This is a genomic window from Umezawaea endophytica (genome assembly GCF_025061645.1).
Lineage (GTDB): Bacteria > Actinomycetota > Actinomycetes > Mycobacteriales > Pseudonocardiaceae > Umezawaea > Umezawaea endophytica.
Window position 1 is genome coordinate 146,243 of record NZ_JANYMP010000015.1, and the last position, 13,979, is coordinate 160,221.

18 protein-coding genes are annotated in these 13,979 nt (G+C 71.0%); 12 read left to right on the plus strand and 6 right to left on the minus strand.

Going from position 1 to position 13,979, the window contains the following annotated elements:
* Positions 1-33 precede the first annotated feature (33 nt).
* From NZH93_RS28705 to NZH93_RS28715, 3 genes are read left to right on the plus strand one after another with little or no spacing between them, the layout of a single operon-like run.
* Complete coding sequence (locus tag NZH93_RS28705; RefSeq protein WP_259626346.1) at positions 34-1,200, plus strand: pyridoxal phosphate-dependent aminotransferase; 1,167 nt, start codon at positions 34-36, stop codon at positions 1,198-1,200.
* 60 nt (positions 1,201-1,260) lie between these two features.
* On the plus strand, positions 1,261-1,416 hold the full coding sequence (locus NZH93_RS28710; RefSeq protein ID WP_259626347.1) for a hypothetical protein: 156 nt from the start codon (positions 1,261-1,263) through the stop codon (positions 1,414-1,416).
* Between the two features lie 54 nt (positions 1,417-1,470).
* Positions 1,471-2,220 carry a potassium channel family protein gene (locus NZH93_RS28715; RefSeq protein WP_259626348.1) on the plus strand — a complete coding sequence of 250 codons (750 nt, stop codon included), beginning with the start codon at positions 1,471-1,473 and terminating at the stop codon, positions 2,218-2,220.
* Here NZH93_RS28715 and NZH93_RS28720 read toward each other — a convergent pair.
* Together NZH93_RS28720 and NZH93_RS28725 are read right to left on the minus strand one after the other, a co-directional pair.
* Positions 2,203-2,790 (minus strand): HAD-IA family hydrolase, encoded by a 588-nt coding sequence (locus tag NZH93_RS28720; protein ID WP_259626349.1) that lies wholly within the window; start codon positions 2,788-2,790, stop codon positions 2,203-2,205. The genes NZH93_RS28715 and NZH93_RS28720 overlap by 18 nt on opposite strands.
* Before the next feature lie 14 nt (positions 2,791-2,804).
* Positions 2,805-3,824 (minus strand): threonine aldolase family protein, encoded by a 1,020-nt coding sequence (locus NZH93_RS28725; protein ID WP_259626350.1) that lies wholly within the window; start codon positions 3,822-3,824, stop codon positions 2,805-2,807.
* 152 nt (positions 3,825-3,976) lie between these two features.
* Here NZH93_RS28725 and NZH93_RS28730 point away from each other — a divergent pair, with 152 nt between their 5' ends.
* The 8 genes from NZH93_RS28730 (at position 3,977) to NZH93_RS50845 (ending at position 9,947) form a co-directional block, all read left to right on the plus strand.
* The gene (locus NZH93_RS28730; RefSeq protein ID WP_259626351.1) at positions 3,977-4,495 is read left to right on the plus strand and encodes a SigE family RNA polymerase sigma factor; all 519 of its coding nucleotides are present in this window, start codon (positions 3,977-3,979) and stop codon (positions 4,493-4,495) included.
* A gap of 68 nt (positions 4,496-4,563) precedes the next feature.
* Positions 4,564-5,268: a hypothetical protein gene (locus NZH93_RS28735; protein WP_259626352.1), complete on the plus strand. Its 705-nt coding sequence runs from the start codon at positions 4,564-4,566 to the stop codon at positions 5,266-5,268.
* 67 nt (positions 5,269-5,335) lie between these two features.
* Positions 5,336-5,659, plus strand: a complete 324-nt coding sequence (locus tag NZH93_RS28740) for a DMT family transporter (RefSeq protein WP_259626353.1) — start codon at positions 5,336-5,338, stop codon at positions 5,657-5,659.
* Between the two features lie 19 nt (positions 5,660-5,678).
* A complete protein-coding gene (locus NZH93_RS28745) occupies positions 5,679-6,260 on the plus strand; it encodes a TetR/AcrR family transcriptional regulator (RefSeq protein ID WP_259626354.1) in 582 nt (193 codons plus the stop codon).
* A gap of 64 nt (positions 6,261-6,324) precedes the next feature.
* Positions 6,325-6,870, plus strand: coding sequence for an RNA polymerase sigma factor (locus NZH93_RS28750; protein ID WP_259626355.1), 546 nt, complete (start codon positions 6,325-6,327; stop codon positions 6,868-6,870).
* Entirely contained in the window at positions 6,867-7,703 is an 837-nt protein-coding gene (locus tag NZH93_RS28755; RefSeq protein ID WP_259626356.1) for a hypothetical protein, read from the plus strand. The genes NZH93_RS28750 and NZH93_RS28755 overlap by 4 nt, the downstream gene beginning before the upstream one ends.
* A gap of 13 nt (positions 7,704-7,716) precedes the next feature.
* Positions 7,717-9,144 carry an adenylosuccinate lyase gene (gene purB, locus NZH93_RS28760; protein ID WP_259626357.1) on the plus strand — a complete coding sequence of 476 codons (1,428 nt, stop codon included), beginning with the start codon at positions 7,717-7,719 and terminating at the stop codon, positions 9,142-9,144.
* Positions 9,141-9,947, plus strand: coding sequence for an MOSC domain-containing protein (locus NZH93_RS50845; protein WP_259626358.1), 807 nt, complete (start codon positions 9,141-9,143; stop codon positions 9,945-9,947). The genes purB and NZH93_RS50845 overlap by 4 nt, the downstream gene beginning before the upstream one ends.
* Here NZH93_RS50845 and NZH93_RS28770 read toward each other — a convergent pair.
* Genes NZH93_RS28770 through NZH93_RS28785 form a run of 4 tightly spaced genes read right to left on the minus strand, consistent with a single transcriptional unit; the run spans position 9,944 to position 12,869 of the window.
* Positions 9,944-10,396 (minus strand): hypothetical protein, encoded by a 453-nt coding sequence (locus NZH93_RS28770; RefSeq protein WP_259626359.1) that lies wholly within the window; start codon positions 10,394-10,396, stop codon positions 9,944-9,946. The genes NZH93_RS50845 and NZH93_RS28770 overlap by 4 nt on opposite strands.
* 48 nt (positions 10,397-10,444) lie before the next feature.
* Positions 10,445-11,194 carry an amino acid ABC transporter ATP-binding protein gene (locus NZH93_RS28775; protein ID WP_308214249.1) on the minus strand — a complete coding sequence of 250 codons (750 nt, stop codon included), beginning with the start codon at positions 11,192-11,194 and terminating at the stop codon, positions 10,445-10,447.
* Positions 11,191-12,018, minus strand: coding sequence for an amino acid ABC transporter permease (locus tag NZH93_RS28780; protein WP_259626360.1), 828 nt, complete (start codon positions 12,016-12,018; stop codon positions 11,191-11,193). The genes NZH93_RS28775 and NZH93_RS28780 overlap by 4 nt, the downstream gene beginning before the upstream one ends.
* A complete protein-coding gene (locus NZH93_RS28785; protein WP_259626361.1) occupies positions 12,018-12,869 on the minus strand; it encodes an ABC transporter substrate-binding protein in 852 nt (283 codons plus the stop codon). The genes NZH93_RS28780 and NZH93_RS28785 overlap by 1 nt, the downstream gene beginning before the upstream one ends.
* A 204-nt stretch (positions 12,870-13,073) precedes the next feature.
* On the opposite strand from NZH93_RS28785, the gene NZH93_RS28790 reads away from it, so the two are divergent.
* Positions 13,074-13,958: a phosphoribosylaminoimidazolesuccinocarboxamide synthase gene (locus NZH93_RS28790; protein WP_259626362.1), complete on the plus strand. Its 885-nt coding sequence runs from the start codon at positions 13,074-13,076 to the stop codon at positions 13,956-13,958.
* Positions 13,959-13,979 lie beyond the last annotated feature (21 nt).

The following is a 13,979-nucleotide window of genomic DNA, read 5'->3' on the forward strand; positions in this document are numbered from 1 at the left end:
CTGCCGGGCGCGTCCGGCAGTTAGCCTGGCGTCATGCCGGATGACCTGCGCCGCCTGTCCGTCGCCGCTCGGGCGGACGTGCCGCCGTTCCACGTCATGGACGTGATGTCCGCCGCCGCGCGCCGTCAGCGGTTGCACGGCGACGTGGTGTCGTTCGCCGCCGGGCAGCCGTCCAGCCAGGCGCCCTCGCCGGTGATCGAGGCCGCGGCGCGGGCGTTGCGGGAGCAGACCCTGGGCTACACCGAGCAGCTCGGGATCCTGGAGGTCCGGGAAGCCCTCGCCGGGCACTACGCGCGGCAGTACGGGCTGGAGATCGGGCCTGGCGACGTGGTGATGACCACCGGGTCCTCCGGCGCGTTCCTGCTGGCGTTCCTCGCGGCGTTCGACCCAGGGGACCGGGTCGCGCTCGCCAGGCCGGGGTACCCGGCCTACCGCAACATCCTGCGCGCGCTGGGGTGCGAGGTCGTCGAGCTGCCCTGCGGGCCCGAGACCCGGTTCCAGCCGACCGTGGAGATGCTGGCCGACGTCGGTCCGCTGGACGGGCTGGTCGTGGCCAGTCCCGCCAACCCGACCGGGACGGTGCTCGACGTCGACGAGTTGGCCGCACTGGCGGAGTGGTGCGCGGAGCGGGGTGTGCAGCTCGTCAGCGACGAGATCTACCACGGCATCAGCTACGGGCGGCCGCTCGCGTGCGCGTGGACCACGTCGCGGGAGGCCGTGGTGGTCAACTCGTTCTCCAAGGCGTTCGCCATGACGGGGTGGCGGCTGGGGTGGATGCTGGTGCCCGAGCGGCTGCACCGGGCCGTCGACCGGTTGACCGGGAACTTCACGCTGTGCCCGCCCGCGCTCGCGCAGCACGCCGCCGTGGCCGCGTTCGAACCCGAGTCGTACGCGGAGATGGGCCTGCTGGTGGACCGGTACCGGGAGAACCGGGACCTGCTGCTGAGCGGGCTGCACGACGTGGGGATCGACCGGGTGGCGCCCGCCGACGGGGCGTTCTACGCCTATGCCGACGTGCGGCACCTGACCGACGACTCGCTGTCGTTCTGCCGCGAGCTCCTGGACGACACCGGTGTCGCGATCGTGCCCGGTGTCGACTTCGACCCGGTGCACGGGCACGAGTTCGTGCGGTTCTCGTTCGCCGGGGCCACGACGGACATCTCCGAGGGGCTGCGGCGGCTCAAGTCGTGGCTGGCCTGAGGAACTTCCCGGCCACCACGATCGTTCACCAAGTAAGAAACTCTCAGGGGGAGGCGCACTATGGTCCGGATCATCGCGGTGCTGTTGGCGATCTGGTTGGCGCTGACGATCCTCGGCGCTGTGGTCAAGGGTGTGTTCTGGCTGGCCGTCGTCGGCGGTGTGCTGTTCCTCGGCACCGCGGCCTACGGGGCGATCAAGAGTCGGTCGAAGACCTGAACCCGATGACCTGAACCACTGGAAAACCGCAGGTCGAGCGTTCAGTATGGGGCGATGCTCCAAGCTGACGAACGTCGCCTCGCCGAGTGGGAGGCGCGCGCCGAGTGGCCTCTGACGGGGCTGGCGGTCGTGTTCCTCATCGCCTACGCCTGGCAGGTGCTGGACGACGGCGCCACGCCGGGCGTGCGGACGGGGCTGGAGATCGCGCTCTGGGTGGTCTGGCTGGTGTTCGCGGTCGACTACGCGGTGCGGTTGAAGCTGGCCGTGAACAAGCCGAAGTTCATCGTCCGGCACCTGTTCGACCTGCTCGCCGTGGTGCTGCCGGTGGTGCGGCAACTGCGGGTGCTGCGCCTGATCACCGTGCTGAACGTGCTGAACAAGCGGCTGGCGGGCAAGATCCGGCAGCGCGTGGGCATCTACGTGGCCGGTGTGACGCTGATGGTCGGCCTGTGCGCGTCGCTGGCCGTGCTGGACGCCGAACGCCACCAGGAGAACGCCACCATCACGACGTTCGGCGACGCGCTCTGGTGGACGTTGACCACGATCTCGACCGTCGGCTACGGCGACCGCTACCCGGTGAGCTGGGAGGGGCGGATGGTCGCGGGCCTGCTCATGGTCGGCGGCATCGCCCTGCTGGGTGTCATCACCGGCACGATCGCGTCGTGGCTGGTGGAGAAGCTCAGCGGGGTCGAGCAGCAGCTCGAGCGGGCCGACGAGGCGCTGCTCACGGAGGTCCGCTCGCTGCGCGCCGAACTGGCCGAGATGCGGGCCGAGCTGAACAGCCGGTCAGCCGAGCACGCCTAGCCGCACGAGCTGCTCGCGCGCGGGAACGGCGCCCAGCCACAGCACGCCGCCCATGCCGGCTTCGAGAGCGCCGTCGATGTTGCTCTGCCGGTCGTCGAAGAACACGCAGTCCTCCGGCGTGGTGCCCAGCCTGCGCGCCAACGCCTCCCAGATCGCCGGGTCCGGTTTGGCGACGCCCAGGTCGCCGGAGAACACCAGGTGCCGGAAGTTCTTCGCCCAGGGCTGCTCCTCGACAACCCGGCCGAACGACGACGGCGCGTTGGACAGCAGCGCGAGCGGCAGGTCGGCGAGTTCCTCCAGCAGAGCCAGGGACTCCGGGTCCGGCTGGAGCCACCCCTCGGTGTCCACGTCGGTCAGCGAGGCCGCCAGCTCCGGTGACACGGACGTCCCCAGCACGTCGCCGACCGCCCGCCAGTAGTCCAGGTCGGACTGCCCGCGGTCGTAGGCGTCGCGGGCGGCCCAGTACACGTCGTCGAACCGCTCCTCCGGAGCGCCCAGCATCGACGCCAACGTCGGCAGCGCCGCCGTCCGGGTGCTGATGACCTCGCCGTAGTCGAACACGATCCACATGGACGAACGCTCCCTCAACTCGCGGACGAGATCCGGCGCAACGTCTCCTTGATATCAGCCTCGGTCACGTCGCGGTGCGTCACGAACCGCAGCATCCCCGGCATCGGCCACGCGTAAACACCGAGGTGGCGCAATCCGATGAGGGTGACCTCCGGGTCCGGCACCTCGGCCAGCACCATGTTCGTCTCCGGCATCCGCACGGTCCACCCCAGCTCGACCAGGCCTTCGGCGAGGGTGCGCGCGTTGGCGTGGTCCTGCGCGAGGTCGTCGATGCGGTCCAGCCCGACCAGGCCCGCCGCCGCGAGGACGCCGCCCTGCCGGACGCCGCCGCCGAGCATCTTGCGGATCCGCCTCGCCTCGGCGACGAACGTCGGCGAGCCCGCGACCGCGGAGCCGACCGGCGCGCCGAGACCCTTGCTCAGGCACACCTGGACGCTGTCGACGCCCACGGTCAGCGCGGCCGGCGGGACGCCGAGCGCCACGGCGGCGTTCCACAGCCGGGCGCCGTCGAGGTGGACCCGCAGCCCGGTCTCCTTGGCCACCGACACGAGCAGCGCGTGCTCGTCGGGCTGGGTCACGGTGCCGCCCGCCGCGTTGTGCGTGTTCTCCAGGCACAGCAGCGTCGTGCGGAGGTTGAAGTACAGGCCCGACGCGCCCGCCGCGGCGCGGATCGCCCCGGCCGACGCGCGGCCGGGAGCCGCGTCCCACGCCAGCGGGTGCGGCATGCCGCCCGCGAGCCACGCGGCCGTGCCCAGCTCGGCGTCCAGCACGTGCGCGCCCGCCGGGGCGAGGAACCGGTCGCCGCGGTTGAGGTGGATCATCAGCGCGATCAGGTTGCCCATCGACCCCGTCGGCACCCAGAGCGCCGCGTCGACCCCCAGCAGCTCGGCCACCCGGTCTTCGAGGGCGCGCATGGTCGGGTCGTGGTCGAGGACGTCGTCCGCCACCTCGGCCGCCGCCATGGCCAGCCGCATGGCCTCGTCCGGTCGGGTGACGGTGTCGGAGCGGAGGTCGATCGGCGCGATCTGGGTCACGAATGGATCACATCACACCTGACGGGTGCACACCGAACGCGACCGGCAGTAGGACGATAGGGGTGACGCACGTCTCCCGAGGAGTTCGTGCAACCGTTGGGCCCGTCAGTTCCGTCCCGTATTCGCAAGCACGACGAGCGGAGAGAGTCCGCGTGGACCAGCACGACGAGCAGGAGTTCGCGGAGTACTTCGCAGCTCGCCGGGAGGCCGTGCGCCGAACGGCGTTCCTGCTCTGTGGTGACTGGCACCGGGCGGACGACTTCGCGCAGACGGCGTTCGTCGCGCTGCACCGCAGGTGGCGCAAGATCCGGGACAAGCAGGCCCTGGACGCCTACGTCCGCCGGTCCGTGGTGCGCGCGGTGATCGACGAGTCCCGGCGGCCGTGGCGGAGGGAGCGATTCGTTGACCAGCTTCCCGAGACGCCCGTGGGCGACGGCGAGGTCGGCGAGTCCGTGGCGACGCGGGAAGCGCTGGTCCAGGGCTTGCGGCGGGTACCACCGCGGCAGCGGGCGGTCCTCGTGCTGAGGTTCCTGGAGGGACTGGACGTGGCGGCCGCCGCCGAGGCGCTGGGATGCTCGGAGGGCACCGTGAAGAGCCAGACCGCACGAGGCCTGACCGCGCTGCGCGAGGCGCTGGGCGACGCCATCGACGACCTGCGGCCCGCTTCATGACCGGGCGGGCCACGACCGGGTCCCGCACGACCGCGCTTCACCCGACCGCGCCGAGGAGGTGGATGTAGGTGGACGAGAACAAGCTCGCCGAGCTCTTCAAGGACGCGGTGCGGGACGCGCCACCGCCGTCCTTCGACGCGGGTGACGTGCGCGCCGCGTCGCACCGCGCGACCGTGCGGCAGCGCTCGGCCGTCGCGCTCGGCTCGACCCTCGCCGCGGTGCTGGTGTTCGGCGGTGTCGCGCTCGGGGCCGGGCTGTTCGTGAACGAGGCGAACACCACCTCCAGCGTCGCCTCCGACCTGGGGGGCAAGGCCGCCGACCAGCCCGCCGCCCCCTACGGCCTCGGATCGGCCCAGGCCTCCGCGGAACGCGATGGACCGCGGGCCCAGAACGTCCCCGAAAGCTCTTCCATGCAGGGAGTGGAGCCTTCGGGGAACGTCAGCCCTCCGGCTGACGGCACCCCAACGGGGTGCGGCACGGTCGACCGGGAGCTCGCCAACGCCCTCGCTGGCGAGCTCTCGGTCGCTCCGGACCAGGCGCGACCCGCGGACATCGCGTGCCCGTCCGGGTCGAGGTCGGCGTCGTTCGAGGTCGACGGCGGCCGGGTGTTCGCCGTGGTGGTCCCCGGCCGTGAGGCGTTGGGCACCCCGCTCGGCGCGGCCAAGTCCTCCGAGACCACCGACCGCGACGGGACGTTGTACGTGGTCAGCGAGTCGCCGAAGTTCGCGGACAAGGTCGGCGGGATCGCGGCGAACCTGCGCGGGAGGTTCTGACCCCGGAGAACTGGCACGGTTGTCCCAGAAATTTGGTACGGTAGTGCCAGATTCTGGAGGTGTCGTCATGGCATGGTTCGTCCTGGTGGTCGCAGGCCTCTTCGAGGCAGGCTGGGCCATCTCCCTCAAGCAGTCGGAGGGCTTCACCAAGCTGGTGCCCTCGCTGTACTTCGCCGTGACCTTCCTCATCAGCCTCGGCGGGCTGGCCTGGGCGTTGAAGCAGCTCCCCGTCGGCACCGCCTACGCCGTGTGGACCGGCATCGGCGCGGCGCTCACGGCCGTGATCGGCATGGTCTGGCTCGGCGACGGCGTGTCCGCGCTCAAGCTGGTGTCCATCACGCTCATCGTCAGCGGTGTGATCGGCCTCAACCTCGCGGGCGGCGGACACTGACGTGGGACAATCAACCCCTATGACCGCTGCAACTCCCAAGGGCGAGCGCCGCCGCCAAGCGCTCGTCGAGGCCGCGATCGGCCTGCTGGTCGACGGCGGTTTCGACGCGGTCAGGCACCGTGCGGTCGCGGAGCGCGCGGGCCTGCCGCTGGCCTCGACCACGTACTACTTCGACTCGCTCGACGAGCTGATCACCGTCGCCCTCGACCGGCACGGCCGCGCCGAACTGGCGTACGGCAAGGCGCGGCTCGCCGAGCTGGACCCGGAGGAGTGCGGCGGCGACGCCTTCATCGAACTGGTGCTCGACCTGCTGCTCGGCCCGGCGGGCGACGTCGAGGCGGTCGTCCTGCGCTACGAGCGGCTGGTCGCCACCGGCCGCCGCCCGTTCCTGCGGCCGCTGATGCGCGAGCTGACCGTCGAGCTGCACTCCCTGCTGCTGGCGATCTTCACCAAGGCGGGCAAGAAGATCAGCGCCGAACACGTCGAGGACCTGATCGCGATCGTCGACGGCACCGTGGTGAACGCGCTGGTGGAGGTGAGCCCCGACCCGAGGGCCGCCGCCCGCCGCAAGCTCGCGGCCGCGCTCGCGAGAACCGCCTGACCCCTCGTGCAACCCGGTTCGCGCACCGCGCGTACTAAGGGGTGAGCGCGCGGAAGGGGTATGCATGCGCAAGGCCGATGAACAGGGCTTCCGTGAGTTCGCGGTGACCCACGCCGCCTCCCTGCGCCGCACCGCGTACCTGTTCTGCGGGGATTGGCACACCGCGGAAGACCTGATGCAGCAGAGCCTGATGAAGCTGTACCAGGCGTGGCACCGCGTCCAGCAGCAGGACCACGCGGGGGCGTACGCCCGCAAGATCCTGCTGCGCACGTGGCTGGACGAGAAGCGCAGACCGTGGCGGCGAGCCGAGCAGCGCGACGGGGAACTGCCGGAGACGGCCGACTCGAACGCCGACCCGGACCTGGTCAGCGGCCGGTTGTGGGCTCGGGAACTGATCCAGAAAGCCCTGATCAAAGTCCCGCCCCGACAACGGGCCGTGCTCGTCCTGCGCTATTTCGAGGACCTGTCCGTCACGGACGTCGCGGCGGTGATGGGGTGCACCGAAGGCACGGTGAAGAGCCAGACGGCGAGAGGGCTCGTGGCGTTGCGGGTGGCCGTGGACGCTTTGGAGAACAACGGCTCGGCTATGGAGACGGAGGTGGCGTCGTGAGTGAACAGGACTTGCGGGATTGCATGAAGCAAGCCGTGTGGGACGAGCCACCGCTGGACTTCGACCCCGACTCGTTCATGGCCCGCGCCGAGCAGCTCACGAAGCGCAGACGCGCGCTGATGAGCGTCGGCGTGGCGACCGCGCTGATCATCGCCACGGTCGCGACGGTGCCGGCGATGTGGGTGGCGAGCCGGGACAAGGGGGTGGACACGGCGCACGGCGTGACCGCCACGAGCACCGTGCCGACGTCGGTCAGCTTCCCCTGGCCGCCGAACGACGAACCCCGCAAGAACCACACGTACGAACAGGACCAGCCGTACCTGGAGAGCATGTGGATCAACATCCTCAGCCCCGCGCTGCAACGCCAAGGCGCTGACCCCACCAGCATCGGCGTGTGGAGCCCGACGTACCAGCCGAACGGCTACGAGCGGGACAGCTCGGTGTCCGACGTGCTCTTCGGGACGGTCTCCTACGTCGGCCCGTCGGGGCCCGCGGTGCTGACCACCACCCTCGCCGGGGTGGGCGCCTGGGAGCCCGCCCCGGACAAGTTCTGCGCGATCCGCAAGGCCGCCGACACCACGTGCAACGCGACCAGGAGGCCGGACGGCTCGATGGTGGTCGCCATGGAGTTCGCCGGGCCCAAGTCGGCGAGCAACGGCTACCACCTGGGCTACCGGTCCGTCCACCACTACCGGCGGGACGGTTCGGTGGTGGGGATGGAATCCAGGTCCAACTTCTCCGGTGACGTCGCCGCGGGCAACTTCGCCATCCCGCTCACCTTCGACCAGTTGACCGACCTGGCCACCAACGAATCGATCGCCCTGCCGCGGTGACTAGGCTCGACCCGTGAGCAAGCCCCGGATCTCGAACGTCCTCGCAGGCCGCTACGCCTCCGCCGAGCTGGTGACACTCTGGTCGGCCGAGCACAAGATCGTGCTGGAGCGCAGGCTCTGGCTCGCCGTGCTGCGCGCACAGGCGGCACTCGGCATCGCCGTGCCGGAGGGGGCCGTCGCCGACTACGAGCGGGTCGTCGAACAGGTCGACCTGGCCTCCATCGCCGCCCGCGAGCGCGTCACCCGCCACGACGTGAAGGCCCGCATCGAGGAGTTCAACGCCCTCGCGGGCCACGAGCACGTGCACAAGGGCATGACCTCCCGCGACCTGACCGAGAACGTCGAGCAGCTCCAGGTGCTGCGGTCGCTGGAGCACGTCCGGGGCCGCGCCGCGTCCGTGCTCGCGCGCCTCGCGCGGCTGGCGGCGGAGCACACCGACCTGGTCATCGCGGGCCGGTCGCACAACGTGGCCGCGCAGGCCACGACCCTCGGCAAGCGCTTCGCGACCACCGCCGACGAGGTGCTGGTGGCGTTCACCAGGCTCGACGAGCTGATCGCCCGCTACCCGCTGCGCGGGATCAAGGGCCCGGTCGGCACCGCGCAGGACATGCTCGACCTGCTCGGCGGCGACCCGGCGAAGCTCGTGGAGCTGGAGCGCACGGTCGCGGGCCACCTCGGTTTCGAGAAGGTCCTGACCAGCGTCGGCCAGGTGTACCCGCGGTCGCTCGACTTCGACGTCGTCTCCAGCCTCGTGCAGCTCGCGGCCGGTCCGTCGTCGCTGGCGAAGACCATCCGGCTGATGGCCGGGCACGAGCTGGTCACCGAGGGCTTCAAGCCCGGTCAGGTCGGCTCCAGCGCCATGCCGCACAAGATGAACACCCGCTCGTGCGAGCGCGTGAACGGCTTCGCGGTGATCCTCCGCGGCTACCTGTCGATGGTCGGCGAGCTGTCCGGCGACCAGTGGAACGAGGGCGACGTGTCGTGCTCGGTAGTCCGCCGGGTCGCCCTGCCGGACGCCTTCTTCGCGCTGGACGGCCTGCTGGAGACCCTGCTGACCGTACTCGACGAGTTCGGCGCCTACCCTGCCGTCGTCGCGCGCGAACTGGACCGCTACCTGCCGTTCCTCGCCACGACCAAGGTGCTGATGGGTGCCATCCGCGCCGGTGTCGGCCGCGAGACGGCCCACGAGGTGATCAAGGAGAACGCGGTCGCCGTGGCGCTCGCCATGCGCGAGCAGGGCTCCGAGAACGACCTCCTCGACCGCCTCGCCGCCGACGACCGGCTGCCGCTCGACCGCGCCGCGCTGGACGAGCTGCTGGCGGACCGGCTGTCGTTCACCGGCGTGGCCGCCCAGCAGGTCGAGTCCGTCGTCGGCCAGGTCGAGGACGTCCTCACCAAGTTCCCGACCGCCGCGGGCTACGTGCCGGAGCCCATCCTGTGACCCCGATCGTCCACGGGCTCTACGTCCACCCGATCAAGGGGTGCACGGCGACCGCGCTCACCACGAGCGCGGTCGTCGAGACCGGTCTGCTGCACGACCGCGACTTCATGCTGGTCGACGCCGTGGACGGGCACTTCATCAGCCAGCGCAAGCTGCCCGCGATGGCCGTCATCCGCCCCACCGTGGTCGACGAGGGCCTGGTCGTGACCGCGCCGGGCCTGGAGGACCACGAGCACAAGACCCGCTACGACGGCGACCGGATCGCGGTCAAGGTCCACTGGTGGGACGGCGAAGGCGTCGACCAGGGTGACGAGGCCGCCGAGTGGTTCACGCTGGCGCTGGGCCGCCCGTGCCGGATGGTGCGCGTGCCCCCCGACCTCGACCGGCGGCTGGACGACGAGGGCCGGGTCGGCTTCGCGGACGCCCACGCGCTGCTGATGACGTCGCTGTCCTCGTTGGACGGCCTCAACGAGCGCATCCTCCAGACCGGTGCCGACCCCGTGCCGATGAACCGCTTCCGCCCCAACGTGGTCGTGAGCGGCTGGCCGGAACCCCACACCGAGGACCTGGTCCGCGAGGTCGCCATCGGCACCGCGTCCTTCGGCTACGCGCGCGTCTGCGTCCGGTGCGTCGTCCCGACCGTGGACCAGGAGACCGGCCTGAAGGCGGGTCACGAGCCGACCAGGACCCTCGCGGGCTACCGCCGCGCCAACGGCGGCGTCACCTTCGGCATGAAGGCCAAGGTCCTGCGCACCGGCACCCTGTCGGTCGGCGACCCGGTCGAGGTCACCGCCTGGGCCTAGAGCGGCTGCCAGCGGAGGTCGTCCCCGCCGCCCGCCGTGCACACCATCGGCTTCAGCCTGCGGTTCACCGCGAGCGCGCCCTCCACCGGGCACGCCGTCCCCTGGAGCACGAACGGTCCCTCGACCGGGGGATCGGTGGTCTCCTCGGGCGGCGGGGGCGTGGCCGTCGGCTCGGGCGGCGGGGCGGGCGCCTCGGTGGTGGGCTCGGGCTCCGGTTCCACCACGGCTGGCTCCTCCGACGTCGTGGGCACCTCCGTCGGTCTGACCGTGATGTCGTTGTTCGACGGCACCGGCGTTGAGCTGACCTGCGCGGACGTGGTGACGGCCGAGATGGTCGGGATGCTCGGGGCCGGTTTGGGGGCGGCGTCGGGCGCGCCGCAAGCGGCCGCGGCGAGCAGCACGGCGAGGCTGGTCGTCACGACTCCGCAGGCCTTCTTCGGGGAAAGCACGAGGTGCACCATAGGTGCGGATGGCCGCAACCAGAACCCCCGAACGGGCTACAGGCGGCCCGCGTCGATGATGCGGCCGAGGAACTGCCGCGTCCGCGGGTGGACCGGTTCGCCCAGCACCTGCTCCGGCGGCCCGGACTCCAGGAGCTTGCCGCCGTCGAGGAAGCAGACGCGGTCGGCGACCTGCTTGGCGAACCCCATCTCGTGCGTGGCCATCAGGATCGTGCGGCCCTGACCGGCCAGTTCGCGCACGAGCGCCAGCACCTCGCCGACCAGTTCCGGGTCGAGCGCGCTGGTGATCTCGTCGAACAGCAGCAGCCGCGGGTCGTACGCCAACGCCCGCGCGATGGCGACCCGTTGCTGCTGCCCGCCGGACAGCCGGTCCGGGTACGCGCCCGCCTTGTCCGCCAGTCCCACGCGGGCGAGCAGGTCGCGGGCGCGGTCGTTCGCCACCTCGCGCGGCACGCCGTGCACGACGCGCGGCGCGAGCGTCACGTTCTCCAGCACGGACATGTGCGGGAACAGGTTGAACGCCTGGAACACGACCCCCATCGACCGTCGCGCCACGTCGGCGTCCACGCGCGGGTCGGACACGTCCACGCCGTCGAGCAGGACCTGCCCGTCGTCCAGTTCCTCCAGCAGGTTCGCGCAGCGCAGCAGGGTCGACTTGCCGGAGCCCGACGACCCGATCAGCACCACGACCTCGTGCTCGCGCACGTCCAGGTCGATGCCGTCGAGGACCGTCGTGCCCCCGTACCGCTTCACCATCCCGCGCACGCTCAACACCGCCTGGCTCACCGCGCCCCCTCCCGACGCGCGGCGCGCCGCGACACCCAGTCCGCCAACCGCCCGGACGGCACGGCGAGCAGCACGAACAGCAGCCCCGCCACGACGTACGGCGTGAAGTTGTACGACGTGGACGACTCGATCTGCGCGGCTCGCACGGCGTCGACCGCGCCGAGCACCGAGATGAGGCCGCAGTCCTTCTGCAACGCCACGAAGTCGTTCAGCAGCGCGGGGAACACCCGGCGCACCGCTTGCGGCAGCACGACGAGCCGCATGGTCTTCTCGTGGTTCAACCCGAGCGAGCGCGCGGCGGCGAGCTGCGACGGGTGCACCGACTCGATGCCCGCGCGGAAGACCTCGGCCACGTAGGCGGAGTAGATCAGCACGAGCGCGATGCCGCCGAGCAGCACCGGGTCGTTGGGGACGCCGGACAGCCGCAGCCCTGGCAGGCCGAAGCCGACCAGGTACAGGCAGATGATCAGCGGCAGGCCGCGGAACAGGTCGACGTACCCGGTCGCGAGCGCCCGCAGCGGGAACCAGACCGAGCCGCGCAACGTCCGCACCGCCGCGATCCACAGCGCCAGCACCAGGATCGCGACCTCGGCGACGACGAGCACGCGGACGTTGAGCCACAACCCGTCCAGGACCGCGGGCAGGGTGCGCCACGCCGTGTCCAGGTTGAAGAACGACTGCCTCACCCGCGGCCAACCCGGTGCGCGGCGCACCGAGAACCAGAGCACGGCCGCGAAGACCACAGTGGACAGCAGGGCGACCGCGGTGGAGCGACGGGAGCGGGAACGCTTGTAGGCCAAGCGTTCCCGCTGGAGGTCGCTCATCACTTGAGTTCGGGCGCCTTGCCCTCGGTGGTCAGCCACTGCTTCTCGATCTCGGTGAGCTTGCCCTGCGACCGCAGCGCTTCCACGGCCGTGGACACGCAGCCGGTCAGCTTGCTGCCCTTGTCGAGCACGATGCCGAACATCTCGGGCTTCCCGTCACCGGCCGGGATCTGGCCGACGATCGTCGCCTCCGGCAGTTCGGAGCCGGTGATGAAGAACGCCGTGGGCAGGTCCACGACGATCGCCTCGACCTGGTTGGCGGTCAGCGCGGCCTTGGCGTCGTCGTTCGTGTTGTAGACGGCGATGTCCTGCTCGGCGGCCAACCGCTTCGCGGCGGTGAAGCTGGTCGTGCCGACCTGGGCGCCGATCTTGGCCTTCCGCACGTCGTCCAGCGTCTTGGCGCTCGCCACCGGCGAGGTCTTGAGCGAGACGACGGCCTGCGCGACGGTGTAGTACGGCGCCGAGAAGTCCACCGCCTGCCTGCGCTCGTCGGTGATCGAGAACTCCGTCAGGTTCGCGTCGTAGGTCTTGGCGCCGGGCTGGATGGCCGCGTTGAACGGCACCCTCACCCACGCCACGTCCTCCTTCGCGTAGCCGAGCTGCTGGGCGACGGCGTAGGCGACGGCGGACTCGAAGCCCTTGCCGTTGGTCGGGTCGTCGTCCTGGTACCACGGCGGGTAGACCGGCTGGTCGGTGCCGAAGGTGAACTTGCCCTTGGCCAGCGTCGTCAGGTTGTCCTTCGTGCAGGGGACGCCGTCGACGGCCGTGGGCCCGGAGGGTGCGGCGTTCTCGTCCACCGGGGCGCAGGCGGACAGCAGCAGGGCTGCGAAGAGCAGGGCGGGTGCGCGCATGCCGGGAATCTAGCCGCCCACGAGACCGATTTGGAGGCTGACCCGCTATCTGGGAAATCCGAAATCTGCCCGTGACCTGCGCGGATGCCTTTCGTAAGGCGAAGAAATGGTCTGAACAACCTGGTCGTACCGGGGCTGGCCTGCGTGATTGACACCACCGTCCGTCGCACGGTCGCGGTCCGGCCGGGAAGTACGCTGGCCCGCGTGCCCAAGCTCGCCGATTACCCGCAGGTCGCCGTAGGCAAGGTCCGCAGGCTGTACGCCGTGGACGACGAGCTGCTGCTGCTCGTCGCGACCGACCACATCTCCGCCTACGACCACGTGCTGTCCAGCGAGATCCCGGACAAGGGCCGGGTGCTGACCGCGATGAGCGTGTTCTGGTTCGAGCAGCTCGCCGACGTGGTCCCGAACCACCTCGTGGCCTACGACGACCCGCGGATCCCCGCCGAGGTCCGCGGCCGGGCGCTGCTGGTCAAGCGCTTGGAGATGGTGCAGGTCGAGTGCGTGGCGCGCGGGTACCTGACCGGCTCGGGCCTGTCCGACTACCGGGCGACCGGCGCCGTGTGCGGCGTCGAGCTGCCGCCGGGCCTGGTGGAGGCCGACGAGCTGGCGGAGCCGATCTTCACGCCCGCCACCAAGGCCGAGCTGGGGTCGCACGACGAGAACGTGAGCTTCGAGGCCGTCAGCGCCGACGTGGGCGCGGACCTGGCGAACCAGCTCCGCGAGACCACTCTGGCCGTGTACCGCGAGGGCCGTGACTACGCCCGCAAGCGCGGGATCATCCTGGCCGACACGAAGTTCGAGTTCGGCCACGACCGCGACGGGCGGCTCGTCCTCGGTGACGAGGTCCTGACGCCGGACTCGTCCCGCTACTGGCCCGCCGACACCTACCGGGCGGGCCGCGTGCAGCCGTCGTTCGACAAGCAGCAGGTCCGCGACTGGCTGACCTCGCCCGCCTCCGGCTGGGACCGCGCGTCCGACACCCCGCCGCCCGCGCTGCCGGACGAGGTCGTCGCGACGACCCGTGCCAGCTACGTCGAGGCGTACGAGAGGATCTCCGGACGCTCGTTCGCGGACTGGGTTTCCTGACCGGGTTCGGCGCGGAAGACC